Consider the following 25,692-nt stretch of genomic DNA (forward strand, 5'->3'; position numbering starts at 1 on the left):
GACACCCCGCTTCGCGGGGTGTCCCTCCATCGGTAGTTCTCATTTTTGGAAGTGATATTACAAAAGAATGAGGCAGGGTTAAGCTCTTGCCCCATTCTTTATTCTTTTACGACTACAAATAAAAAGGCACCTTGCTATGCAGAGTGCCTTTTTATTTATGGATTAACAGTAAGAGGATTAACAGTAAGACTGAATGTCTTCACCACACTGGTCAACTAGAAAGCAAAGAGAACGGAAGCGAAGCCCAACAAACTGGTCGTATAAAGGGTTGAGCTTACACAGAGGGGGGATGTGGGCTACGGTACGACCAAACAGATTAACGTCACGTTCAAAAGGACATTGGGCAGGAATCAACCGAGAGATGAGACGGGCAACTTTGGGGTCACGAATTTCAACGTTATCCAACCATTGACGCACAGGCTGTAAGAGATCGGAATGAGCCTTACTGCCTTGATTTGCTCTGGGTGAGATGTTCATGTTGAGAGGTACTGGCGATCGCACGATCGCTCAATTAAGTTTTCGTTCCTGTTACAAAGATACGAATGGGATCAAAATGTTTCTTAAAGGAAGTGAGAAAAAAACCGAGTTTTCACTAAAGCTCTGGTGAAAACTTCTTATCTGCAAGACTTTGGTGAGTATTTTTGCGGTGTTAGCCAATTCCAGTCCCTACAGATAAGTCAACTTGTGGAGCGAATTAATCAACGGACACGCCTGATGAAAGCAATCGTGACTGTAAAAATGAGCTTCTTGCTCGTTGTCACGGCACCCAGTTTATATAAGGAAGGTTACCCATTCCGATGGGGGAACTTACCCATCGTAGCGCCGATATCTTAACTTTTGCCACTCAAATGAGCAAGATTTCTACGCTACATTCCTATGAACCAGGATTTTGCTGATTCTCCAAATATCGGCTCAATCCGTAAGCCATATCACCCCGTGTCATCGGTCGCAGTGGACCAATCTGACTGCTGGCATCTACATTCACAAATCCTTCATACAGTGCTGTTGCCATTGACCGTCTTGCCCAGACAGGAATGTCTGTCGAATCTGGATACTGGGCCAGAATCTCGTCAATCGTCTCATTGGGAAACTGGAATACCCCATAAGCCTGAGCAAAAATGGAAAAGGCTTCTGCCCGTGAAACTCGCTGCTCTGGGAAAAAACGCCCTTCCCGATAGCCCGTCATGATGCCATTTCGCAATACCGTTTGGATGTCGTTGTAGGCCCAGTGTGATTCAGGTACATCCTGCATCTGAATCACCATCGCTTGATCGGGATTGCGCCGATCGAGTTGAAAAGTTTTAACCAAAATACTAGCTAGCTCTGCCCGGCTCAAAAGTGCGTCAGCACGAAAGTCACCGTTAGCAGAACGACTCATCAGCCCTGCATTGACAACTCGATCAACCGGATCAGAAACCACCTGAGCTTGGGCGATCGCCGATGTGCCACACAGCACGAAGGTGAGAGAAAGGGCACTAAGAAACCGTTTCATACTTGAAAAACCTACACTCAGTTTTGGTTGATGTAGCTACTGTGTCTCAAGTTAGCCATTCTGGTGTTGATTCTACGGAAGGAAAAAAGTGACTCATTTCCATCCAGCAAAATAACTCAGTCAAATGAGTTTGACGTGTGGCGATTTAGTTAAGTTTCCTGAAGTAGGGGAGAGCAGAGGATAGTGATCGCATTCTTCCGTATCTCCCTAACCATTCTGCTAAGAATTAATTTTCCGGTTCAATTCCTGCGGCTCGTAGCTGCGCTGCCAACCGGTCTGCCCGTCGCCGTTCTTGCTCTGCTCGTTGCCGTTCTTGTTCTGCAAATTCTGATCCCCAGAGCAACGGCTCTCCCTGTTCATTCCACCAGCGCAACCAGTAACCGGTGCGGTTTTCTCGGATTCCCTGCCATGTGCCCAGAAATAGATTCATTTCAGCGATCCAATAGCGATCGCCAGACTCAAGCGATTGCAGTTTGTAGCGCATTGAATCATCTAACTTATAAACTTCCAAAGCTCCGCTATTGGGTTCAAAAATGACGTAGTTAGGAACTTGTAAAATCTGCTCGTAGAAAAACCATTTTCCAGGCGGGTAAGTTGGCTTAACTGAATACTCCGTCCCTTCCGTATCAGATAAAAATTCCATCACAATCGCAGGAATGTCACCTTGAAGGTTCGGTGTATAGCTCCGCACAACCTCTTCTCGTGGCACTCGAATAGACGCGACATATCCCCAATCCGGGGCTTTAATGACAATCCGACCATTCAAGGTGGCGCAAATGCCGTAGCTAGTCGTGGTTAATGCGCTACCTGGCAGCTTCCCAGCAAGTTCCAGACTTTCGGTGAGCGCAGCAGCAAGGGATGGCTGATTAATGTTGTCCACTGGCTCATCGTCTAAAACATAGTCATCGGGCAGTTTTTCCCAGGTGACCTGATAAGGAATTGAACTGGCTAACATGATTTTTGCCATTCATGATTTGTCATTATAAAGTCACCTTAGTCAAACCAGCGCAGGTTCAGGCAGCGCGCCACGCATTCGACCAAGCCAGTCAATCAGGTTCTCAAGTTGAAGGTCGGCATTGAGAACGGCTAGTCCACGCACGGTGACTTTTCCGGGGGTGTAGACAAAGCGAGTTTGCAGATGTTCTGGTAGGTTGGCTTTGAGCAAATTCCAGGCGGGTTCCTCCATTGGTGTTTCTAAGACGACATGCTGTTTGCCTTCGGGCTTGATTCTTGAGAAGCCAAGTTTCTTGGCAATTTGCTTCAGTTCTACGACGCGAATGAGCTGTAGGGCAGCAGTGGGAATTGGACCGTAGCGATCGCTCCAATCCGCAGCAATCTGAGTCAATTCCTGCTTAGAGTCGGCAGATGCCACAGCCCGATAAGCGCTCATCTTTTGATCTAAATCTGGAATGTAGTCGGCAGGGATAAAAGCAGTCAAATTCAAATCAATTTGAGCATCATCAACCTGGGGAATCTCCTGCCCGCGAATTTCTTTAATCGCCTCCTCCAGCATTTCCATATATAAGTCAAAGCCGATCGCATCCATCTGTCCAGACTGCTCAGCGCCCAACAGATTTCCTACACCGCGAATTTCCATGTCTCGCACGGCAAGCTGATAGCCTGACCCCAGTTGAGTGAATTCCTGAATCGCCCGCAACCGCTGTCGAGCCGTATCTGAAAGCTGACTTTGCTTAGGATAAAACAACCAAGCGTGAGCCTGAATTCCAGCTCTGCCGACCCGACCTCGAAGTTGATAAAGCTGAGACAAGCCAAACCGCTGCGCGTCTTCAATTAGAATCGTGTTGACACGGGGAATGTCCAGACCTGATTCAATAATGGTGGTGCAAACCAGAATTTCAGCGTCTCCATTGCTAAAAGTAAGCATGGTGGCTTCCAGTTCACCTTCTTGCATTTGACCGTGGGCGATCGCCAATCTCGCACTAGGCACCATCTCCCGCAGCTTCCCGGCAGTTTCTTCAATTCCCTCAACTCGCGGCACCACGTAAAACACCTGCCCACCCCGGTCAAGCTCCTGGCGAATCGCGGTTCTCACCATATCAGGATCAAGTGGCGCAAGGTGAGTTTTGATTGGGCGACGAGAAGGGGGCGGCGTAGTGATCAGGCTCATTTCCCTCACACCTGACAGCGCCATGTAAAGCGTCCGGGGAATAGGCGTAGCGCTGAGCGTTAGCACATCGACTTGAGTTCTAAGCGACTTGATCTTTTCTTTCTGGTTTACGCCAAACCGCTGCTCTTCATCTACTACCAGCAAACCCAAATCCCGGAACTTAACGCCCTTGCCCAGCAGTTGATGCGTCCCCACCACGATGTCTAGCTCCCCGGTTGAAAGTCGCTGCTGAATATCGCGCCGTTCATCCAACGTGCGGAAGCGGTTCAGCAGCCCAATCTGAATGGGGTAAGGCGCAAATCGCTCTTTTAGCGTGTGGTAGTGCTGCTGCGTCAAGATCGTCGTTGGAGCGAGCAGCGCCACCTGTTTGCCCGCCGTCACCGCTTTGAAGATCGCTCGAATTGCCACTTCAGTTTTGCCAAAACCGACGTCGCCACAGACGAGACGATCCATCGGGCGAGGGCTTTCCATATCTCGCTTCACATCCTGGACGGCTTTAAGCTGGTCAGTTGTCGGTTGATAGGGGAAGGAGTCTTCCATCTCCTCTTGCCAAGGCATATCGGACGGATAGGGGTGTCCCTCCTGTTGCGATCGCTGAGCATAAAGCTGCAACAAATCAACCGCAACCTTTTTAACTGCCTTGCGAACCTTACTCTTAGTTTTCTCCCACGCCTTGTTCGACATTTTGTTGAGCTGGGGCACCTGATCCCCGGCTCCCCGAAAGCGCGATAGAGAACTAAGCTGATCGGCCGCTACCCGCAGCAACCCATCCGCATATTGCAACACCAGATATTCCCGGATCTCATAGTTGATCTCCAGGCTTTCTAATTTAAGGAATTTACCTACACCGTGATTCTTGTGAACCACGTAATCTCCGGGCTGGAGCTTGTTGGGGTCAACCTGTTTGGAGGCAGCACGGCGGCGTTTGCGGACATAGCTGGGCGTTGCCAGGGAATGCTGTCCAAAAAACTCCCGATCAGTAACGATCACCAATCGGAAAGTCGGCAGGATGAAACCTTCTAGCTCTGCGAGCCCTGAATATTTGACCGCAACGGGAATGTGCTGCCCCTGAAGCTTGTCGATCGCCAAATAATCTCGCGGATTGGGCACAAACTGCGCTGGACAGTCATGCTCTTGCAAGAGTGACACCGATCGCGACGGCTGGGCCGAAACCAGCCAGATCGAGAAGTTGCGATCGCGCTCTTGCCTCAACGTCTCAGCTAGCTTGGCAAACTGATGCGGGGTAGCAGGCACAGGACGACTAGCAAGGTTAAGTCCATTTCCTTCTTCTGCCAATTCTGATAAATGCAGTCGCTCAAATAGCTCCAGGTCAGCCAAAGAATCTGTAAAACTGCGGTGAATTTGCGGCAGCGGCATATCGTGATTTGCACCCACTGCCGTTTCTTGCCACTGCTCCTGGGCGTGTTCAGACCAGCGATCGCCATGCGCTCGACACTGCTCCGGCTCATCGATTGCTACCAGCGTATTTTCCGGCAGGTAATCTAGCAGCGATGCAGGCTGCTTAAATGCCAGTCCCAAAAATCGCCGCATTCCTTCAATCGTTTGCCCCGACTCTAGCCGCTCCAACTCTTCAACCGAAAGGTAATGCGCCAAGCGGGAATCAATTTGAGAGGGAGCTTCCTTGCCATTCTCTAATCCCCAACCCCCAACCCCCAACCCCTGCATAATCATGGGGCCGAAGTCAGTCGTGGTTAAAACCAAACGGGTGATGCTGTCGAGCGATCGCTGTGTTGCCGGGTCAAACTCACGAATCTGGTCAAGCTCATCGCCAAATAGCTCCAGACGCACGGGTAGCTCCGAGGCAACCGGAAACACGTCAATAATGTCTCCCCGACGGCTCCACTGCCCCTCCGTTTCAACCAATGGCACCCGCTCATAGCCTAGCCGCGCTAGCTGCTGGCTAAATTCTTCCAGGTTTAGCTCCATGCCTCGGTTCAACGTAAGGCAATAATGCTGAAATGTTTCAGTGGGCGGCAGATGAGGCTGAAGGGCGCGTTCGGTCGTGACAATCACGATCGGGGATTGGGAGTTAGGGGTTGGAGATTGGGGGTTGGACGGTGAAGCTAAAGTCCGTTTGCCCAGTCCTTGCAGGTCGGCAAGCACCTGAAGTTGCCCCCAAGTCATTTCAGCTTCAGAGTCAAAGGGTTCGTAAGGAGAAGCCTCCGAAGTGGGGTAGAAATGCACAGTTTGCCAACCCATTGCTTCGAGTTGAGCCGTCCAGCGTCCAGCTTCTTCAAGCGTGGCAGCGATCACCAGCAGGTTGTGCTGGCGGACTTGGGCGATCGCCGAAGCAATCAACCCTTTAGGAATGCGGGCAATGCCATTTAACACTAGAGACCGCTGCTGGCTCAGTTTGCTCAGCAGTTCGGTGGTGAGGGGCGATCGCCCCAACGCGCGAGTAATTGAAGAAAAAGCCATACGCCCTGGAATCGCAGTGTGGTGGAGCGTTGAAAAATCAACGTTTAAGGATGAGAGATTACCGTTTAAGAGATTAAAGATATCTCAAAATTTACCTATCTTAACTATTCTAAAAGGCTTATCATCTGCAGTACGCCCCGAATAACACAACCCAGGTAGGGTAATCCGATTGCAGTAATTTGTCAGATTAAAATCGATGGATGTTATCTAGTCCGAAAACGGCGCTAGTTCCCTCAAACTTAATAGCAGGTCATTCCAGGCACCCTAAGCATGTCTTCTGTCACCTTCGAAATTTTAATTATTTTGCTGCTGGTCATTGCCAATGGCGTATTTGCAATGTCTGAGATTGCCGTTGTTTCAGCCCGCAAAGCCCGCCTCCAAGAATTAGCCGAAGATGGGGATGCTAAAGCTCAGGCTGCCCTAGAACTGGCAAACGCTCCCAATCGTTTTCTTTCCACAGTACAGGTCGGCATTACCCTGATCGGCATCCTGGCGGGAGCTTTTGGTGGAGCAACCCTGGCAGGTAGACTAGCTCCCTACATTGGGCTGGTGCCTCTTTTAAAGAACTATAGTCAGGCGATCGCCTTTGGACTCGTCGTTGCCATCATCACCTACCTATCCATCATCATCGGTGAACTGGTTCCTAAACGTTTGGCCCTAGCTAGCCCCGAAAAGATTGCTGCATCAGTCGCAATTCCAATGCAGTGGCTCTCAAGAATTGCCTACCCCGTAGTCTATCTGCTGACCAGTTCTACAGATTCAATCTTGCGACTGCTAGGTGCAGGTGGGGCATCAGACGAGCCCCTCGTCACCGAAGAAGAAATCAAAGTTTTGATTCGACAGGGAGCCGAAGCCGGAACCTTTGAAATTGCAGAGCAAGACATGGTAGAGCGAGTCTTTCGTCTGGGCGATCAGCATGTCGCCTCATTGATGACTCCTCGATTCGACATCACCTGGCTAGACATCAACGACTCTACCGAAGTCAATCGCCAAAAAATGATCGAGAGCCGTCATAGTCGCTTTCCGGTTTGTCAAGACAACCCTGATCACGTACTAGGCGTGGTTAACGTTACAGATTTGCTAGCCCGGAGCCTCTTAAACCGGCCCCTTGACCTAATTGACATCCTGCGACAGCCCTTATTCGTTCCTGAAAGTACCCGTGCCTTCAAGGTGTTGGAAATGTTTAAGCAGTCTGGCACTCACATTGCGCTGGTAGTTGATGAATATGGCGTAACCCAGGGAATCGTAACCCTAAATGATGTGATGGAAGTCATCATTGGAGATGTTCCTTTCGCCGACCAGCCTCACGAGTCACCTGCAATTCAGCGTGAAGATGGATCCTGGCTGCTAGACGGAACATTGCCAATCGAAAAATTCAAAGAAATCTTTGAGATTGAGGAAATTCCAGGCGAAGATCGCGGCAACTTTCAAACTTTGGGGGGATTTGTAATTACTCAACTTGGGCGTATTCCTACGTCATCCGATCATTTTGAGTGGAATAATTTACGTTTAGAAGTGATGGATATGGACGGAAATCGGGTTGATAAGGTGCTAGTTATGCCGACTCAGTTCCAGGTGCAATCAAGAAATTAACCTTCTCCAAATCCCTTCATAGAGTTTTGTTAAAAAACATCGCATTATATTAAACAAAAACGACACTAACTGTAATCTCACTGAAAACTTCATTGGAAATTCAATATTCCAGGGGTTAGCTTTACTCACCCGTTTACCAAGCTGTGGGATTGTATTGGCGAAGAGCAGCTTGTCTGCATCCTGCTCAAACTTCTTGTAACTCAACTAGGAGGAGCAACACTTAACTCTTTAGATTTCTAGAACTGAGCTAAAACCAGCTAGATTAGCTAAGCATTGTTTAGCATGACTATCTAATAACAATTTAGAACCTGAGAAAGAAGTTGTGCGGGAGCAAAGCGCTGTAACATGCAGCTTTGGTGCCTTTAACTTTAATTCACCTCAGGTGTTTCTCTACTAGACTTGAACCCTTGAGCCAAAGAACCTATAGAGACTTTTGGCTGTCATAAATAGAGACAACAGAATTGACTAGAGGCTACAGGGAAGCTGCCTACAGCTCGTAAGTAGCCAGTTCTGGATGGAATTGAGATTGTATTTTTCAGTCTCTAACTTTTGCTGTAAAACCGCCCGTTCAAACAACGCGTTTCTTGTTGATCACTAAACCTAGTCGAAGGAGTTGCTATGTCCGAGCTGATTCAAGCGATTCTTACCAATCAGGATGAGAGAGCCGATTTACGCCAGTTTGCCAGCGAATTGAGACAGCGCGATCAGCAATATTTGCTGAGAAATGACATCATTACCGCTTTTGCCGAGTATTGTGCCCACAACCAGAAACCTGAGCAGTTTTTGCAGTCTTCTCATTTAGGCAAGCTCATTTATTACACACAGGAAATCATCTTAGATCAGGAAAGCTTGTGCATAATCGTTAGACCTAAAATTGCCAGTCAGGAGGTCTATCGATTATTGGAAGATTTAACTGTAGAGTCAATGACAGTTCAAGAGTTGTTGGATCTGCGCGATCGCTTCGTTAACCGCTTCAATCCGCAAGAAGGCGATGTTTTGGAGGTTGATTTCCAGCCCTTTTATGACTATTCACCCGCCCTGCGCGATCCCAAAAACATCGGCAAAGGCGTAGAATTCCTCAACCGCTACCTTTCCAGCAAATTATTCCAAGACCCAAAGCAGTGGTTAGAGGCGCTTTACAAATTCCTCAGCCTGCATAGCTGCAATGGCACTCAACTCCTGATCAACGGTCGGATTCAATCCCAACAACAACTTTCGGATCAGCTAAAACGCGCCCTGACCCTAGTTAGCAATCGCCCCCACGATGAGGCTTACGACAATTTTCGGTTTGACCTACAAGCATTAGGATTTGAGCCAGGTTGGGGAAATACTGCAGGCCGAGTTCGTGAAACGCTGGAGATGCTCGACCAGCTTTTAGATTCGCCAGATCACCAATCCCTGGAAGCTTTCATTTCCCGCATTCCGATGGTGTTTCGGGTGGTGTTAGTCTCCCCTCATGGCTGGTTTGGGCAAGAGGGAGTCTTGGGCCGCCCCGATACAGGCGGTCAGGTTGTATACGTCCTTGACCAGGTAAGAAGCATTGAAAAGCAGCTCCAGCAAGACATTGCTCTAGCAGGACTAGAAGCCGAGTCCGTCCATCCTAAGGTGATTGTCCTGACTCGCCTGATTCCCAACAGCGACGGCACGCTCTGCAACCAACGGCTGGAGAAGATTCACGGCACTCAGAATGGTTGGATTTTGCGTGTACCCTTCCGCGAATTTAACCCCAACCTCACGCAAAATTGGATTTCCCGCTTTGAAATCTGGCCTTACCTAGAAACCTACGCCATTGACGCTGAACGAGAACTGTTGGCTGAGTTTCAGGGCAAACCAGATCTGATTATTGGCAACTATTCCGATGGCAATCTGGTCGCCTTCTTGCTCGCCCGCCGCCTGAAAGTCACTCAGTGCAACGTGGCGCACGCTCTAGAAAAATCAAAATACCTGTTCAGTAACCTGTACTGGCAAGACCTGGAAGACCAGTATCACTTCTCGATTCAGTTTACAGCTGACCTGATTGCTATGAACGCTGCTAACTTCATCATCAGCAGCACCTACCAGGAAATTGTTGGAACGCCCGACAGTGTTGGACAATACGAGTCTTACAAATGCTTCACGATGCCAGAGCTGTATCACGTGGTGAGTGGAATTGATCTATTCAGCCCTAAATTTAACGTGGTGCCCCCTGGCGTAAACGAAAGCTCCTACTTTCCCTACAGTCGGATGGAAGATCGGGTACCAGGCGATCGCGATCGCCTAGAAGAACTGCTCTTCACCTCAGAAGACCCTAGCAGTGTTTATGGCAAACTAGACGACCCCAGCAAACGCCCCCTGTTTTCGATGGCCCGCCTCGATCGAATCAAGAACCTCACGGGTCTAGCCGAATGCTTTGGTATGAGCAAAGCATTGCAGGAGCGGTGCAACCTGATTTTGGTGGCAGGAAAACTGCGGGCAGAGGAATCAAACGACCAGGAAGAGATCAACGAGATCCACAAACTTTACCAAATCATCGATCAGTACAACCTGCACGGCAAAATTCGGTGGCTAGGCGTGCGTTTGCCGAAGAGCGATTCTGGAGAAATCTACCGGGTGATTGCCGACAACCGAGGCATTTTTGTTCAGCCTGCTCTGTTTGAAGCCTTTGGTCTAACCATCTTGGAAGCCATGATTTCTGGACTACCCACATTTGGAACTCGTTTTGGTGGTCCATTGGAAATTATTCAGGACAAGTACAACGGCTTCTACATCAACCCGACGTTGCCTGAAGAAATGGCTGAAATCATTCTGGATTTCATCTCCAAGTGTGACCAAAATCCTGGCTACTGGGAGGAAATCTCTAATCGCGGAATAGAGCGGGTTTACAGCACCTACACCTGGAAAATTCACACCACCAAGCTGATGTCGCTCGCCAAAATCTACGGCTTCTGGAACTATACTTCGCAAGAAAACCGAGAGGATATGGTGCGCTACATTGAGATGCTGTTTCATCTGCTCTACAAGCCCATGTCCAAGAGCTTGCTAGAAAAGCACATGCAGCGCTAGTAGAAACAAAGACAACCAATAAAGACAATAAAGAAGGGAGGCAGGACATTGTCCTGCCTCCCTTCTTTATGAAACCAAGACCGACACCCTAGCGAGAAAGTTCTAGTCGTGCGTAGAAGGGTTTTGATTTCGGCTCCAGGGATACTTTTTGCGGGATTTCTTAACTAAAGGTGCGTTAACGCTAGCGTGGAAATCTTCCTGAACCTTATGCGTCAGGCAGCGAGAAACCTGTCTAACAACTTGATTGAGCAGGCGATCGCCCGTCGATTGCACTAACGACTTCGGCAAAGCATGAATAAACCGAGGAAACTGAACATACACTTCTAAATTGAGTTCCCACACCACCTGAGTCAGCTTTGTTGAGGCATCCACCTCAGCGTTTGCCTCAACCAGTTCTAGAGCAGCCTGAAAGTCTACATCGTAGCCAGGTGCTTCATATCCAGGAATGGAAATCGTTTTGATGCGATAAACTCCCTGGTCTTGAGGCAGTAAATCTAAGCCAACTTTAGGCTCCACCTCATAACCAAATGAGCCAAACCGTCCAATTATCAGCGTATAGCCATTTTCTCCGAGCGGCTCTGCCTTCATCGGGTGGGCACAGCGGCGAAACCAGCCATGATGTGCATCTAAATACTTGGCTACGGTCTCAGCGTCAGCATACATGTCCATGCAGCCCTTGTAGTAGCCATGAAAGCAAGTCGGTTCGGCAAGGTAGGCGGACTCTTCCATAGTAGGCACATTACCATCAACCAACCCTGATGTGACGCTCAAAATAGGGTTTGAGTTCTCGATGGGCTGATGATCTGCTGAGTTGGCCTGCATAAACATACTTTCCTACAATCTCGTCTGCAATAGTGGCTATTGAATTTACTATTTGACTCGACCCGTGCCTAGATTTGGCAGAGACACAGGGGTAAACGCAAAAATCTATCTATCGAGGATTCAATTACCTAGTTCACTCAGCATATCTTTTGATCTAGAAGTCAACCATGATTGATCTACGGAAAAGATAAGGCGATATCCGGCTGTCATACTTGATCAAGATCATCGCTGTACGTGATTTCAGGTGAATCGTTGGAGCCTAGCTTAACTTAACTACATGTTGTTGTGGCTAGATTACCCATTTCTACCTTAAAGTCCAGCAGAGATCCTGTATCTCAGATTCATATTCATCAACTTATCAACGTTAATTCATCAACTTAAAGACAGACCATGAAAGCATTTGTAGCAGGGGCTACCGGTGAAACCGGACGGAGAATCGTGCAAGAGTTAGTTCAAAGAAATATACCCGTTCGGGCATTAGTGCGCGATTTAGAGAAGGGACGGCAGATTTTACCTGCTGAGGCTGAGCTAGTGGTGGGTGACGTGTTGCAGCTTGAGAGTTTGAAGGCAGCGATCGCCGACAGTACTGTACTCCTCTGCGCGACGGGAGCTAGCCCCAGCTTCGACCCAACCGGGCCTTACAAAGTGGATTACGAGGGCAGCAAAAACTTAGTAGATGCAGCTAAAGCGACTGGCATTGAACAGTTTGTATTTGTTTCCTCTCTCTGCACTTCCCAGTTTTTTCATCCGCTCAATCTGTTTTGGCTAATTCTGGTATGGAAGAAGCGGGCAGAGGAATATCTGCAAAGCAGTGGCTTGCCCTACACGATTGTGCGACCGGGAGGGCTAAAAAACGAAGACAATAGCGATCGCATCGTCATGGCAAGCGCAGATACGCTGTTCGACGGCAGCATTCCCCGCACGAAAGTAGCGCAAGTCTGCGTAGAATCGCTCTTTCAGTCTACCGCTCGCAACAAAATCGTAGAAATTGTGGCAAAACCGGAAGCGCCAGTGAAGCCATTTGAGGAGTTGTTTGCTAGCATAGCTTGATTGAAATACAAGCAAAAAGGTAGCCGACTCAGTGCGTCCATCGCCCTCGCAAGCTTCCGAAAAGCTTTCAGCCGCCGAACGGGATCAAAACTCTGGTTCATTTTGGCACTTTCTAATTATTTTGAGCATTGTGGGCATGAGTCTGACGCTCATGTCGAAGGATTGGCAAGGGAGTTTAACTGGACTGCCCCTTGACCCCAACTGGGATGGGCATCCCATTCCTCTAGCAATGCGGGGTGGCGATCCCTATATTCGGGCGCTGATGCGAACGATTTCTGTGAGCGAGTCTAGCGATCCTCAGCCTTATTCGATCATGTATGGGGGCGATCGCATTCAAGATCTCAGCAGCCACCCCGATCGTTGCATTCCAATCGTCGCTGGACCTAACCTGGGCGACTGTACAACCGCAGCAGGACGCTACCAGTTTCTCACAACTACCTGGCTGGAAAAGGCAAGAGAGTATCACTCTAAGCCCCCCGCGTTTCTATTTCGTAAAACCTATAGCTTTGCCCCAGAGTTTCAAGATGAGGTCGTTTACGACTGGCTTACCGACTCTCAAGCCTGGGGAGTTGACCTTTCAGCATTGCTTAGGTCAGGCAATATTGAAGAAGTTCTGCAAATTCTCTCAGGCACCTGGACAAGCCTTGGCTATGGCATTGAAACTAACGCCATGACTGCCAGCCTGCCGGAGGTTTACTATGAATTACTTGAGGAAGAACTGCAAGCCGCAGGGCAATTTTGACAAGACAAACTGGCAAGAGGAATAAGCCGTCAATCACTAAAGATCTGGGTAGGTAAGCCGTCAATACTTTTCTGATTCTTGTCGTGCCAATATTGCTCGATGCCACTATCTCCCTTCTTTTCTGCCCAATTGATCAATGTTTCTCGCTGCTGCTTAAATTCATAAAGTGGCACTCCATAACCACAGGATGTTTGAGCTGCTTCAACCGTCAGCACCATGATCTGGCGCTCGCCAGGAGTGACATTAAACAACGGATAAAACTCCTGCCACTCCGGGTGCCTGGGACGAATCGCCTTACCCTGCCCATAGAGGCGCAAAATCAGTGGCTGCTCGGTGAAACTGCAAAACATAATCGTCATACGACGGTTTTCATGCAGATGAGCCGCTGTTTCATTGCCACTTCCAGTCAGATCTAGATAGGCAACGGTTTTAGAATCAATGCACCGAAAGGTATCGATGCCTTTGGGCGACAAATTTACTCGTCCTTTAGTTGGAGCTGATGCTGTAAAAAACAGCTTTTGCTCAGCAATAAATTCTCGCAGGGACGAAGTTAATTCACTGTAAAACTTAGCCATAAAAACTCAGCTATACCGAAGTCAATCCTACAATGACAGCATCAGAATTACGGGAGAAACCGATCTAAAGCTGACTTTAACTCTTCAATTTCAACTTCGATATTGCCTTGTTTGGCTGCTCGTCCAACACATTCCGTCAAATGCTCGTCTAGTATAATTCGCGCGACCCGATCTAATCCTCCACGCACAGCGGCAATCTGCACTAACACATCTGGACAGGGGCGGCTCTCTTGCACCATGACCTTGATGCCGCGAATGTGCCCTTCGATGCGCGAGAGCCGATTAATAATCCGGCGTAGGGAATCTTCACTGTGAACGTGGGGATGGTTGGGCTGGTCTTCGTGAGCATGATCGGCATGGGAATGGTCGATCGCTGAATGCAAAGGTAACTCAGAAGCTGCCATGGTGGTACGATTGTTCACGTTTTCTCGATTCTATCCTAGTGCAGCTTCAACAAGGCCGCACTAGACACGGGTTCTCAACGGGGTTCAAAATTATTCTCTCACACCTATTTCCTACAGACTGGACAACACAATAGCTAGAATTTGACTAGATAGAGCGACTCATAAGCGATAAGGGTGCATTTTTGGGGGAACTGGTACTGCAATTCCGCTAAACGCACCTTCTCGAAGTGAGAATCGCTGTATCTCCTTTTGGAGTTCTAGTCTTTTAGCTAGGGTGTGACCTAGTTCTTGACTCCTGATCAACCGAAGTTTGCTCAGCGGTTACAAGTAGACACTATGCAGATCTGTGATTTTTTCCCTCACTTACAACGCTTACGACCCATGATGACTCGTATCTTTGTGCTGTTTTTGGTGACAGTCTTGGCGTTTGGGACGCTTCAAGCTGCTCCTGCGTGGGCAATTCCAATCTCTCCGACTGGACAGATTCTGGCACAGGCTCCTTCTGCTGCGGCTAGCACGGAAAGTTTTGTAGCAGCGGCTGTCAATCAAGTCGGGCCAGCGGTCGTCCGGATTGATACGGAACGGACTATTACCCGTAGCGTTGATCCGTTTTTTAACGATCCATTTTTCCGCCGCTATTTTGGAGGAGCCGCACCTCAACCCTATGAAGAACGTCAAATTGGTCAGGGATCAGGCTTCATCATCGACAGCAGTGGAATTATTGTGACAAATGCTCATGTTGTGGATCGGGCAGATAGTGTTCGGGTGACGCTCAAAGACGGACGCACGTTTTCTGGGGAGGTGCGGGGTTCAGATGAAGTGACAGATTTGGCAGTCGTCAAGATCGAGGGAGACAATTTGCCTGTTTCACCAGTGGGCGACTCAGATCAGGTACAAGTTGGAGATTGGGCGATCGCCGTTGGCAACCCGCTCGGACTCGACAACACCGTCACTTTAGGAATTGTGAGTACACTGAATCGCTCTAGTGCCCTCGTCGGAATTCCTGACAAGCGATTAGAGTTTATTCAAACTGATGCTGCTATTAACCCTGGTAATTCTGGTGGTCCGCTACTGAATGCACGAGGTGAGGTAATTGGAATCAATACAGCAATCAGAGCAAATGCGACCGGGATTGGTTTTGCAATTCCAATCAACCTGGCTAAGGAAATTACCGATCGCCTGGCTAGAGGTGAAAGCGTTTCCCACCCCTATTTAGGGGTACAGATCGCCACACTCACGCCGGACTTGGCAAAGCAGAATAACGACGATCCTAACTCCAGCATTGTCCTACCCGAAGTTAACGGGGTTCTAATCGTGGGTGTGATACAAAATGCACCTGCGGCTGAAGCTGGACTGCGTCGAGGTGACGTCATTACTCAGGTTGATGGACAAGCCGTGAGGACCGCCGACCAACTGCAAAATTTAGTTGATCGGAGTGGAGTGGGTAGAACGCTGCGGCTGAGAGTGCAAAGGGGCGATCGCACCCAACAGGTTTCTGTTCGTACAGCCGAACTTCAACCCACTCCATAGCTTTTGCTTAGTACCAATTCCAAAAATTAAGGCAATAGATAGAAGGGCACCCCGCGCTGCGGGGTGCCCTAATTTTTAGAAAGGGTGAGGGCACTGCCCTCACCTTCTTACGTGATCTTTATAAGGTATGACTTCGAGTCTATTCCTCCTCGTCGTCCACCTCATCTTCAAAGTCGTCATCCAGGATGGGAGAGTAGGAGTCCTCTTCATCCTCTTCTGGACTTTCTTGGCTACCAAAGCTAAAGCCGGGGGGGCGACTGCTAATAGGCTCCAGTATCTCATCTCGTCCGCTACGCAAACCTTCTGGTGGTGGGAAGACATCAAAGCCTCCCTCTAACTCATAGGTACGAGCGGTGCGATCGTCTAAAACGACATCCTTGAGATCAACATCATCATCAAAGACGCTGCCATCAAAGCTTAGATCCAGGTCGGGGCTACCCACTTCTTCGTAAGCATTGAAGCCTGTACCCGCCGGAATCAAGCGACCGATGATCACGTTCTCCTTTAGTCCTCGTAACCAGTCTGACTTCCCTTCGATCGCTGCTTCTGTAAGAACCCTGGTGGTTTCCTGGAAGCTGGCGGCTGAGATGAAACTGTCGGTATTCAAAGAAGCCTTTGTGATACCTAACAGCATCGGGGTGTACTCAGCAGGCGCGCCACCCGTAATCGACATGGCCTCGTTGACTTGCTCAATTTGGTGCATGTCAACCAACTCACCGGGAAGCATACTGGTGTCGCCACCATCGTCCACTCTGGCTTTTGAGGTCATCTGCCGGACAATCACCTCAATGTGCTTGTCAGAAATGTCGATGCCCTGAGATTGGTAAACAGACTGAACCTCATTTACCAGGAAGTTTTGTACCCTCTCTAAGCTGATCAAGGCAGATTCGTGAACGCCCAGCGTTTCTCGATGCAGCTTGAAGAAGACTTCCAGAATTTCGTGAGGGTTAGCAGGACCATCGGTGAGGGGTTCAGCCGCCAATACTTCCTGACCATCTACAACGATGACGTTCTGTCCAGGTCCAATGGGATACTCCGTGATTACGCCGTCTGCTTCAATAATTTTGACTTCGACAGTTTCATCATCGCTGTAAACCACCTGAGCAGTGCCAGGACGAGCCGCTAGAATACAGGCTTCTTTGGGCTTACGAGCTTCCAAGAGTTCTTCAATCCGAGGTAGACCTTGAATGATGTCTCCCGTCTTCGTCCGCTCAAACACCAGGAGTACCAGGTTGTCACCCCGCTGCACCAGATCTCCATCATCAATATGCAGAACGGCACCCGGTGATACTCGATAAGGACGTGCAATTCGCAATGTCACCGCCTCGTCTGTCACTCGAACAACTTGACCAGAATCTTCTAGTCTGACTCCTGGTGCAATCTCTGTGGCTGCTACTAACAGATCACCTCGTTGCACAGTCGCCTTTTCGCCTTTCAGGTCTACCGTAACGCGGTCTACATCACGGACGACAAGAACTCGCCGGATTGCCTCCGCGCCTTCTCGAATACCGCGAATTTCTCCAGCTTCTTTACACTGAATTTCAGTACGAGCAACCACAGCACCCGGTGCAATCTGATCTCCATCTTTGACCAAGATGCGAGTTTGAGTACTGCCCTGAGTTTGGTCAGCTGATACATCTCGACGAATCACGAGTGATTCTAGAATCACTAGCTGCAAGCGCATTGAGTCTGGGTCAGATTCATCGGGAACAAGCTCGATGTCTGCTGCAAGCTGGGGAGCATCTTTGTCGATCTCTAACACCAGTTGAGTCCGCAGCAATTCTAAGCCTTCAACCGATTTCACCCGCTCTCCATCCTTGTAAGGAATGCGCTGGATCGCACGAAGCTGAATAGAGCGTCCCGATTCCTCGTTGGTCGATTCTTGACTCGGCACCGAAGGGATGTCAGGGACAGCAAACTCAGTCACGGGGCGCAGCAGCAGCGCTGGACCTTCAGGAGTTTCTACGTATTCGATGTAGCGCAAATCGCTGACAGACAGCCCTGGCATCACTTCTTGCCCTGGATTGGCGATCGAGCCATCCTTATTCATGACCGCTTCGGGATTGTCTGCCATGTGAAGTTCACCTGGCTTGATCACGATTTCGCGTAGAATATCGTTCTTCTGGGTAACTTCAACGACACCATTGCTTTGGCAGAAGATGTCTTTAACAACCTCTGTGCCTGCCTCAACGTATTGACCGTCTTCGACTAGGAGCAAAGAGATGTCTTTGTTGACTTCGTGAGATTCTTCTGGAATCCACAGCAAGGTTCCACCGCTTACGACTTCATAACCCTGCTTAGCTTTGCCCCGCTTGGCAACCTCTACGCCAGAATATTTGATAATTCCACCAGTTTGGGTGCGGTAGCGATCGTCAATCAGTTCGGCAACAACCTGATTGTTAGTCACTTTAGTGCCAGGGGTGGCAATGAGAGAAAAGCGCTGGTTGTGAGGCGTTTCAATCAGGTAGTGTTCTCTACCCTGATAGCTCTCAGCATGTACCCGTGCCTGGTCTAGCAAAACAGAGGCCGTAATGATTTCGACTTCACGCCCACCTTTGCCTTCGCTCTCTTGAGGAATCCGGACAACGCCACCATGCTCTGTAATAAGTTTGGTTTCTGCCAGGATGCTATTGGCATCAACGCGATCGCCATTTTTGACAACAGGCTCCGCTCCAGGTGGCAAGTTATAAACTTCACCTGAGAGAATCCAAACCAAGCCGCCCCTTTGAGCAATTCGGGTGGTGTTACCCTGACGGTCTTTCTTCTCCTCAGGAACCAGATCAGCAAACTTCACTTCACCTGCCAGGTCGGAGGCAACGTCTTTAGTAGCTTTTTCAGTTACCTTGCGAACGCGCCCTGCTGCAGGCATCTCAGCGATCATCTGCCCCGCTTTGACTGCAGTACCTTCTGGTGAAAAGAGAATAGAACCGGGAGGAATCGTAGTTGTTTCCTTTTGACCGCTAGCCGATTCAACGCTGACATCAACCGTTGCCTCCATAATCAGCGCGTCTTCACCATGACGGGTGCGGAATGCCCGCGCTCTCAGCTGTTTGGGCTTGGATAGGCGAACCACGCCATCAAACGATGCCCGAATCTGAGGCACTGTCTCACCCGTAAACGTACCCCCCGTGTGGAAGGTCCGCATGGTCAGCTGCGTACCTGGCTCACCAATAGATTGTGCAGCGATGATTCCAACTGCTTCACCCAGGTCAACCATATAGGCATGGGCTAAGCTCCAACCGTAGCAGTGCTGACAAACCGAGCGAGTAGCCTCGCAAGTGAGAGGCGATCGCACCACCACTTCACTCAGTCCTAACTTGCCTACCAACTGAGCCAAGTCATCCGAAATAGCCTGGTTTCGAGGTGCAACGACTTTACCCGTTTCTGGGTGGATAATGTCTTGAGCAATGACTCGACCCAGCAAACGGTCTTTCAGCGGAATCAAAACCCGTTCACCATCGGTCATACTGCGAACTGGAATACCTCGCTGGGTACCGCAATCCAGTTCTCGAATAATCACATCCTGAGAAACGTCTACCAAACGACGGGTGAGGTATCCAGAGTCTGCCGTTCTCAGCGCGGTATCGACCAATCCTTTACGCGCACCATAGGAGGAGATGATGTACTCCGTTACGGTTAAGCCTTCTCGGAAATTGGTTTTAATGGGCAAGTCGATGATTTCCCCTTGAGGGTTAGCCATCAGACCCCGCATTCCTACCAACTGACGCACCTGAGAAATGTTTCCTCGTGCTCCAGAGAATGCCATCATGTAAACCGAATTCAGCGGATCGCTAGATTCAAAGTGGCGCACCACTTCATCTTTCAGTTCTTCGCTGGTGTCGTTCCAAGTGTCAATTACTTTCTGGAAACGTTCGACCTCAGTAATATCGCCTCTGGTATAACGCGTTTCAGTTTGACGAATTTCTTCTTCGGCAGCTTCCAGTAGGCGACGCTTGCTAGGTGGAACCTGCAAATCATCTACACTAATCGACACACCCGCCTTGGTTGCGTATCGAAATCCCAAATCCTTCAGCTCGTCCGCCATTTGAGCAGTTCGTGCCGTGCCATAGTTGGTGAAAGCCCAGGCAATTAGCCTGCGTAGCTGTCCCTTATTGACGACGCGATTACGGAAAATAAATTCCTGCTCCTGCTTCTGAGTTGAGTTGTGCTCTGCCATTATTTGTCTCCGCCCCATAAAAAATAGCGATTAAGCAGTCAGCGATTAAGCTCAATTCAATAACTGAGTTGAAGCAAAACCGCTGACGACCGATTACCTCGGCTTAAACCAAGGCGTTTTGAATTGTTCGGTTGTAGATGATGCGACCGGGAGTAGTGCGAATGTATTGGGAAATGCGGTTTCCGTCTGCATCCTCTCGAATCCGACGGAACTTGTAGTATCTCGTCACCGTACCATCTGGGGATTTTTCTTCTTTTAGCAGCTCATGACTACCTGCTCCCTCGTCCTCAACTGCCCCATCAAACCGCACCCAGACATAGGCATGGATGTCTACCTGACCCTGCTCATAGCCAAGAATTGCATCATCCAAGGTAGAGAAGTAACGACCTTCTCCTTTTTGCTCAATTGGGTTTTCGGCTGTCAGGTAATAGCAACCCAAGACCATATCTTGGCTAGGCGTGACAATAGGTCGACCCGTCGCTGGGGAAAGGATATTGTTTGATGCCAACATCAACAGTCTGGCTTCAGCCTGAGCTTCTAGCGAGAGAGGAACGTGTACTGCCATTTGGTCACCATCAAAATCTGCGTTAAACGCAGGACAAACGAGAGGATGAATCTGAATGGCACGGCCTTCAACCAGAATTGGCTCAAATGCTTGAATACCTAAACGGTGAAGCGTTGGAGCACGGTTTAACATCACGGGGTGCCCCTCAATAACCTCCTCCAACACGTCCCAAACGCTGGGATCATTGCGCTGAATCAGTTTTTTCGCTGCTTTGATGTTGTTGACCAAACCCTGGCGAATCAACCGATGGATCACGAAGGGTTGGAATAGCTCGATCGCCATCTCTCTCGGCAGACCACACTGGTGAATCTTCAGCTTGGGTCCAACCACAATTACAGAACGTCCAGAGTAATCGACCCGCTTACCCAACAGGTTTTGGCGGAATCGACCCTGCTTCCCTTCAATAATATCAGAGAGAGATTTCAGCGGTCGGTTGTTCGCACCGACAACAGTACGACCGCGACGACCGTTATCAATGAGCGCGTCTACGGCTTCTTGCAGCATCCGCTTTTCGTTACGGACGATGATCTCAGGAGCCAAAATCTCCTGGAGACGAGCCAAGCGGTTATTCCGGTTGATGACTCGGCGATAGAGATCGTTCAGGTCAGAGGTGGCAAATCGTCCACCATCTAACTGCACCATTGGTCGCAGGTCAGGTGGGATCACGGGGATCACCGATAGCACCATCCATTCAGGGAGCGATCCCGTCGCAATGAAGTTGTCAATTACCCGCAGACGCTTAATTAACTTGGCGCGTTTTTGTCCTTTTGCCGTCGCAATCTCTTCCCGTAACTGCTCCGCTTCCGTTTCCAGATTCAGATCTTGCAGTAAGCGCTGGAGAGCTTCTGCGCCGATTCCAACCTCAATCCCTGTAAGCTGAGAATCCTCGCTGTAAAGCTGATCTTCAATCTCGATCCACTGATCTTCAGTGAGAAGCTGCTTATAAGTGAGATTCTCGGCGTTGCCAGGATTCAGCACCACGTAGGCGTTGAAGTAAACAATCTGCTCAACATCCCGCAGCGGCATGTCTAGCAAAATCGCCATGTAGCTGGGGATGCCCTTGAGATACCAAACGTGTGCAACAGGAGCAGCTAGTTTGATATAGCCCATGCGATGACGGCGAACGCGAGATTCCGTAACCTCTACGCCGCAGCGCTCACACACAATGCCCCGGTGACGAACCCGCTTGTACTTACCGCAGTGACACTCCCAGTCCTTGGCTGGACCAAAAATTCGCTCACAGAACAAGCCGTCCATTTCCGGCTTTAGTGTCCGGTAGTTAATAGTTTCGGGTTTGGTCACTTCGCCCACCAACATTCCGTTAGGAAGAGTCCGCTCTCCCCACTGGCGAATTCGCTCGGGTGACGCTAGACCAATCTTGATATAGTCAAACCGCTGTTCTAGCTTCGGCATTGCTAATAATTTCCTCTTTATCCTGGCAATTCATACAAACCTGTTGTCAGGTGCAAGCAGTCGGCTACGTGCAAGCTTTATAGCTGACTGCTGCCCTAACCATTAGCTGCCTAATCTTCCACTTCTTCCATCTCGTCGCGAGAAATCGATTCGTAGGTAGGGCGAGATGGAGTGCGGCGGTTGCTTACGTCTGCCATCAGGTCAACTTCAACATCCCGGCTCGTTCCGTCTTCCTTGGTTTCCAGTTTGTGGGCTGCGATGTCTAAGCAAAGGGACTGAAGCTCACGCATCAATACCTTGAAGGATTCTGGAGTTCCTGGTCGAGGAATTGCCTTGCCTTTGACGATCGCATTGAGTGCTTCGTTGCGTCCCTGCATATCGTCCGACTTAACGGTTAACAGCTCTTGCAGCGTGTAAGCAGCACCAAAAGCCTCCAGTGCCCACACTTCCATTTCACCAAAGCGCTGACCACCTTGCTGAGCCTTGCCACCCAAAGGCTGCTGAGTAACCAGCGAGTAAGGACCTGTAGAACGAGCGTGAATCTTGTCATCGACCAGATGCACCAGCTTCAGCATGTAGGCTGCACCTACCGTGATGGGGCGATCGAAGGGTTCGCCGGTACGACCGTCATACACCTGAATCTTGCCTGGTGTATCGGGGTTAAACACCCAGTCTTGACCTGTTGCGGCTTGAGCTTCCTGGATCTTGCCGTGAGTTGTCGTTCGAGATGCCTCTTCGCCATACATTTCGTCGAAGGGAGTCATCTTGAACCGCACGCCCAGATTGTGTCCAGCCCATCCCAGCAAACATTCAAACACCTGTCCAACGTTCATCCGGGAAGGAACACCCAGAGGGTTCAGCACGATATCAACTGGAGAACCATCTGGCAGATAGGGCATGTCTTCTTTAGGCAAAATTCGAGAAATAATTCCCTTGTTTCCGTGCCGACCTGCCATCTTGTCGCCGACTTGGATCTTCCGCTTTTGGGCAACGTAGACACGGACAACCATGTTTGCGCCAGGGGGAAGCTCGTCTCCCTGCTCACGGGTAAACTTTCGCACGTCTACAACGCGACCTTTTTCACCGTTGGGAACGCGCAAGGAGTTGTCGCGCACGTCTCTAGCTTTTTCACCAAAGATGGCTCGCAGCAATTTTTCTTCTGGCGGCTGGTCAGATTCTCCCTTAGGAGTCACTTTACCCACCAGAATGTCTCCTGCTTCGACCCAGGCTCCAATTCGGATAATGCCTTCTTCATCTAGCTGACGCAGGGCATCCTCACCGACGTTAGGAATTTCACGAGTAATTTCTTCAGGTCCAAGCTTGGTCTGACGAGCCTCAATTTCATACTTCTCAATGTGGATGGAAGTATAAACATCGTCGTAAACCAGACGTTCGCTAATTAGGATGGCATCCTCGTAGTTGTAGCCTTCCCAAGGCATGTAGGCGACGATGACGTTTTGCCCTAAAGCAATTTCACCGCCCTCAGTAGCAGAACCATCTGCCAGGACTTGACCCGTGACGACGCGATCGCCCACAAACACAATCGGTCGCTGATTTAGACAGGTGTCCTGGTTAGAGCGCTGGTATTTTTGCAGCAGATGCTCTACTTCTTTGCCTTCAGCATTTCTGACCCGAATGCGATTGGCATCTACATAAGAAATCTCCCCATCCAGTCGGCTAACGGTAACCATACCGGAGTCACGCGCTGCCTGAGCTTCTAACCCGGTACCTACCAGAGGACGCTCAGGACGTAGCAGAGGCACCGCTTGACGCTGCATGTTTGATCCCATCAATGCCCGGTTCGCGTCATCGTGCTCTAGGAACGGGATGAGGGAGGTCGCTACTGAGATGATCTGCACGGGGGAAACCGCCACATAGTCCACCTCGGTAGGCGTTGTCGTGGTGAAATCCTGACGGTAGCGAACCGCTACAGACTCACCCAAGATGTAGCCGTTCTCATCCATGGGGATATCGCCCGGAGCAACCCGCAGATCGTCTTCCTCATCCGCTGTCATGTAGAGCGGCGACTGCTCCTTCAGAACCCGTCCATTCTCAACTGGATAAAAGGGTGTTTCAATGAAACCGTAAGAATTGACCCGCGCATGGGTTGCCAGAGAACCAATCAAGCCTGCGTTTGGTCCTTCAGGAGTCTCAATAGGACAAATGCGACCATAGTGTGACGGGTGAATATCCCGCACTGCAAAACCTGCCCGTTCACGGGTCAAACCACCTGGACCCAAGGCACTCAAACGACGCTTGTGCGTCAACTCTGCTAGAGGATTGGTTTGATCCATGAACTGTGAGAGTTGGGATGAACCAAAGAACTCTTTGATTGCAGCAACCAGAGGCTTGGGGTTAACCAGTGAAGCGGGAGTCAGAGAATCAGCATCAGAAACAGTCATTCGTTCTCGAATGATGCGTTCCAAACGGTTTAGTCCGACTCTCACCTGGTTTTGTAGCAGTTCACCCACCGAGCGAACTCGACGATTACCTAAGTGGTCAATATCGTCCACACTGCCAATATCAAATTCCAGGTTGATCAAGTAATCAATCGCCGCCAAGATATCTTGAGGCGTTAGCACCCGTGTTGCTTCTGGAACGTTAAGTCTCAGCTTGCGGTTGAGCTTATAGCGACCCACCCGCCCCAAGTCATATCGCTTGGGATCAAAGAAGCGAGAGTCTAGAAGCTGCTGTCCACCCGAAACGGTGGGTGGTTCACCGGGACGCAGCTTCCGGTACAGTTCCATCAGCGCTTCTTCTTCGCTGAACTGCCCCTCTTTCTCAATTGTTTTCTGGAAATATTCGGGGTGACGCAGTGCATCAAAAATTTCCCCATCGCTCAAACCCAGTGCTTTAAGCAATACCTGAGCCGAGAGCTTGCGGGTTTTATCAATACGTACCCAAACTAAGTCATTCTTGTCAGTCTCAAACTTTAGCCAAGCCCCACGGTTAGGGATTAAACTCGCGTTGTAGGTGCGTCGCCCGTTTTTGTCAGTCTCGGCTTTGTAGTAAACCCCAGGACTACGAACAATTTGGTTGACAATGACCCGCTCTGCACCATTGATGATGAACGTTCCCCGATCGGTCATCAACGGTAAGTCTCCGATGAAGACTTCTTGCTCTTTGATCTCTCCGGTTTCTTTATTAATCAACCGGGTAGGGACATACATCTGAACGGCGTAGGTACTGTCCCGCCGTTTTGCTTCATCAACGTCGTATTTTGGTCGCTTGAGCTTGTAGTCCTTCCCCAGGAAGTGCAGCTCCAGTTTGCCTGTATAGTCGGTTATGGGTGAGAAACTTTCTAATTCTTCAATCAGTCCTTCTTCTAGAAACCAACGGAAACTAGCCCGCTGAATTTCAACTAAATCTGGTAGGGCGAAGGCGGGTGCAGTTTGGGTTAGGTTAGTCATGCGTCTCCTTGAACGGGTCACGCTCAGGGCGAGTCCCAGATATTATAGTATCTGTGTGGATATGTCAATGAAAAAATCAGACCTCAAAGCAAAGAGGACTGAAACTAACTTAGAGTTAGATAGGTTTGGTTTTAGCTAAAAAGCTTGGGATGAGTTCCAATATCGGCGAGTAACTTGGGGTGGTTCGTTTGTAGCTAGAGGACAATCCACTTTGCTGAACGGTAGAAGTTTGCTTAGAAAGACATTAGGCAGAAGCTCCGCTAGCTTGGGTGAACCGTCAAGGACAAAACGGGATGTGACTCTAACTGCT

General features: G+C 49.6%; 15 protein-coding genes. 5 read left to right on the forward strand and 10 right to left on the reverse strand.

From position 1 onward, the window contains the following. Positions 1–177: 177 nt before the first annotated feature. The 4 genes from H6G00_RS13385 to mfd form a co-directional block, all read right to left on the reverse strand. Positions 178–477, reverse strand: coding sequence for a Mo-dependent nitrogenase C-terminal domain-containing protein (locus H6G00_RS13385; RefSeq protein WP_190642012.1), 300 nt, complete (start codon positions 475–477; stop codon positions 178–180). A gap of 397 nt (positions 478–874) precedes the next feature. Continuing rightward, a complete protein-coding gene (locus tag H6G00_RS13390) occupies positions 875–1,492 on the reverse strand; it encodes an S-layer homology domain-containing protein (RefSeq protein ID WP_190797115.1) in 618 nt (205 codons plus the stop codon). A gap of 226 nt (positions 1,493–1,718) precedes the next feature. Then, positions 1,719–2,447 (reverse strand): Uma2 family endonuclease, encoded by a 729-nt coding sequence (locus H6G00_RS13395; RefSeq protein ID WP_190797116.1) that lies wholly within the window; start codon positions 2,445–2,447, stop codon positions 1,719–1,721. A gap of 42 nt (positions 2,448–2,489) precedes the next feature. Then, on the reverse strand, positions 2,490–6,059 hold the full coding sequence (mfd, locus tag H6G00_RS13400; protein WP_190797117.1) for a transcription-repair coupling factor: 3,570 nt from the start codon (positions 6,057–6,059) through the stop codon (positions 2,490–2,492). 270 nt (positions 6,060–6,329) lie between these two features. On the opposite strand from mfd, the gene H6G00_RS13405 reads away from it, so the two are divergent. Together H6G00_RS13405 and H6G00_RS13410 are read left to right on the forward strand one after the other, a co-directional pair. Then, positions 6,330–7,652 carry a hemolysin family protein gene (locus H6G00_RS13405; RefSeq protein WP_190642009.1) on the forward strand — a complete coding sequence of 441 codons (1,323 nt, stop codon included), beginning with the start codon at positions 6,330–6,332 and terminating at the stop codon, positions 7,650–7,652. Positions 7,653–8,270: 618 nt separating this feature from the next. Next, positions 8,271–10,694 carry a sucrose synthase gene (locus tag H6G00_RS13410; protein WP_190642008.1) on the forward strand — a complete coding sequence of 808 codons (2,424 nt, stop codon included), beginning with the start codon at positions 8,271–8,273 and terminating at the stop codon, positions 10,692–10,694. Between the two features lie 102 nt (positions 10,695–10,796). Here H6G00_RS13410 and H6G00_RS13415 read toward each other — a convergent pair whose 3' ends face one another. Next, the gene (locus tag H6G00_RS13415; protein ID WP_190683613.1) at positions 10,797–11,516 is read right to left on the reverse strand and encodes a DUF1997 domain-containing protein; all 720 of its coding nucleotides are present in this window, start codon (positions 11,514–11,516) and stop codon (positions 10,797–10,799) included. Between the two features lie 390 nt (positions 11,517–11,906). Between H6G00_RS13415 and H6G00_RS13420 the strand changes: the two genes are divergently transcribed. Both H6G00_RS13420 and H6G00_RS13425 read left to right on the forward strand, forming a co-directional pair. Further along, the gene (locus H6G00_RS13420) at positions 11,907–12,566 is read left to right on the forward strand and encodes an SDR family oxidoreductase (RefSeq protein ID WP_190797118.1); all 660 of its coding nucleotides are present in this window, start codon (positions 11,907–11,909) and stop codon (positions 12,564–12,566) included. A 31-nt stretch (positions 12,567–12,597) separates the two neighbouring features. Beyond that, positions 12,598–13,308, forward strand: coding sequence for a glycoside hydrolase family protein (locus H6G00_RS13425; protein WP_347278178.1), 711 nt, complete (start codon positions 12,598–12,600; stop codon positions 13,306–13,308). A 29-nt stretch (positions 13,309–13,337) separates the two neighbouring features. Here the strand turns inward: H6G00_RS13425 and H6G00_RS13430 are convergent, their stop codons facing one another. Then, on the reverse strand, positions 13,338–13,883 hold the full coding sequence (locus H6G00_RS13430; RefSeq protein WP_190797119.1) for a pyridoxamine 5'-phosphate oxidase family protein: 546 nt from the start codon (positions 13,881–13,883) through the stop codon (positions 13,338–13,340). Between the two features lie 47 nt (positions 13,884–13,930). Beyond that, a complete protein-coding gene (locus H6G00_RS13435) occupies positions 13,931–14,287 on the reverse strand; it encodes a metal-sensitive transcriptional regulator (protein ID WP_190797120.1) in 357 nt (118 codons plus the stop codon). 381 nt (positions 14,288–14,668) lie between these two features. On the opposite strand from H6G00_RS13435, the gene H6G00_RS13440 reads away from it, so the two are divergent. Continuing rightward, entirely contained in the window at positions 14,669–15,817 is a 1,149-nt protein-coding gene (locus tag H6G00_RS13440; RefSeq protein WP_199333486.1) for an HhoA/HhoB/HtrA family serine endopeptidase, read from the forward strand. A gap of 139 nt (positions 15,818–15,956) precedes the next feature. Here the strand turns inward: H6G00_RS13440 and H6G00_RS13445 are convergent, their stop codons facing one another. From H6G00_RS13445 to rpoB, 3 genes are all read right to left on the reverse strand, one after another. Next, positions 15,957–19,994 carry a DNA-directed RNA polymerase subunit beta' gene (locus H6G00_RS13445; protein ID WP_190797122.1) on the reverse strand — a complete coding sequence of 1,346 codons (4,038 nt, stop codon included), beginning with the start codon at positions 19,992–19,994 and terminating at the stop codon, positions 15,957–15,959. Between the two features lie 103 nt (positions 19,995–20,097). After that, positions 20,098–21,972 (reverse strand): DNA-directed RNA polymerase subunit gamma, encoded by a 1,875-nt coding sequence (locus H6G00_RS13450; protein WP_190642001.1) that lies wholly within the window; start codon positions 21,970–21,972, stop codon positions 20,098–20,100. Positions 21,973–22,082: 110 nt separating this feature from the next. After that, complete coding sequence (gene rpoB, locus H6G00_RS13455) at positions 22,083–25,382, reverse strand: DNA-directed RNA polymerase subunit beta (RefSeq protein WP_190642000.1); 3,300 nt, start codon at positions 25,380–25,382, stop codon at positions 22,083–22,085. Between the last annotated feature and the right edge of the window lie 310 nt (positions 25,383–25,692).

The sequence above is a fragment of the Leptolyngbya sp. FACHB-541 genome, from assembly GCF_014695875.1.
Lineage (GTDB): Bacteria > Cyanobacteriota > Cyanobacteriia > Elainellales > Elainellaceae > JAAUTN01.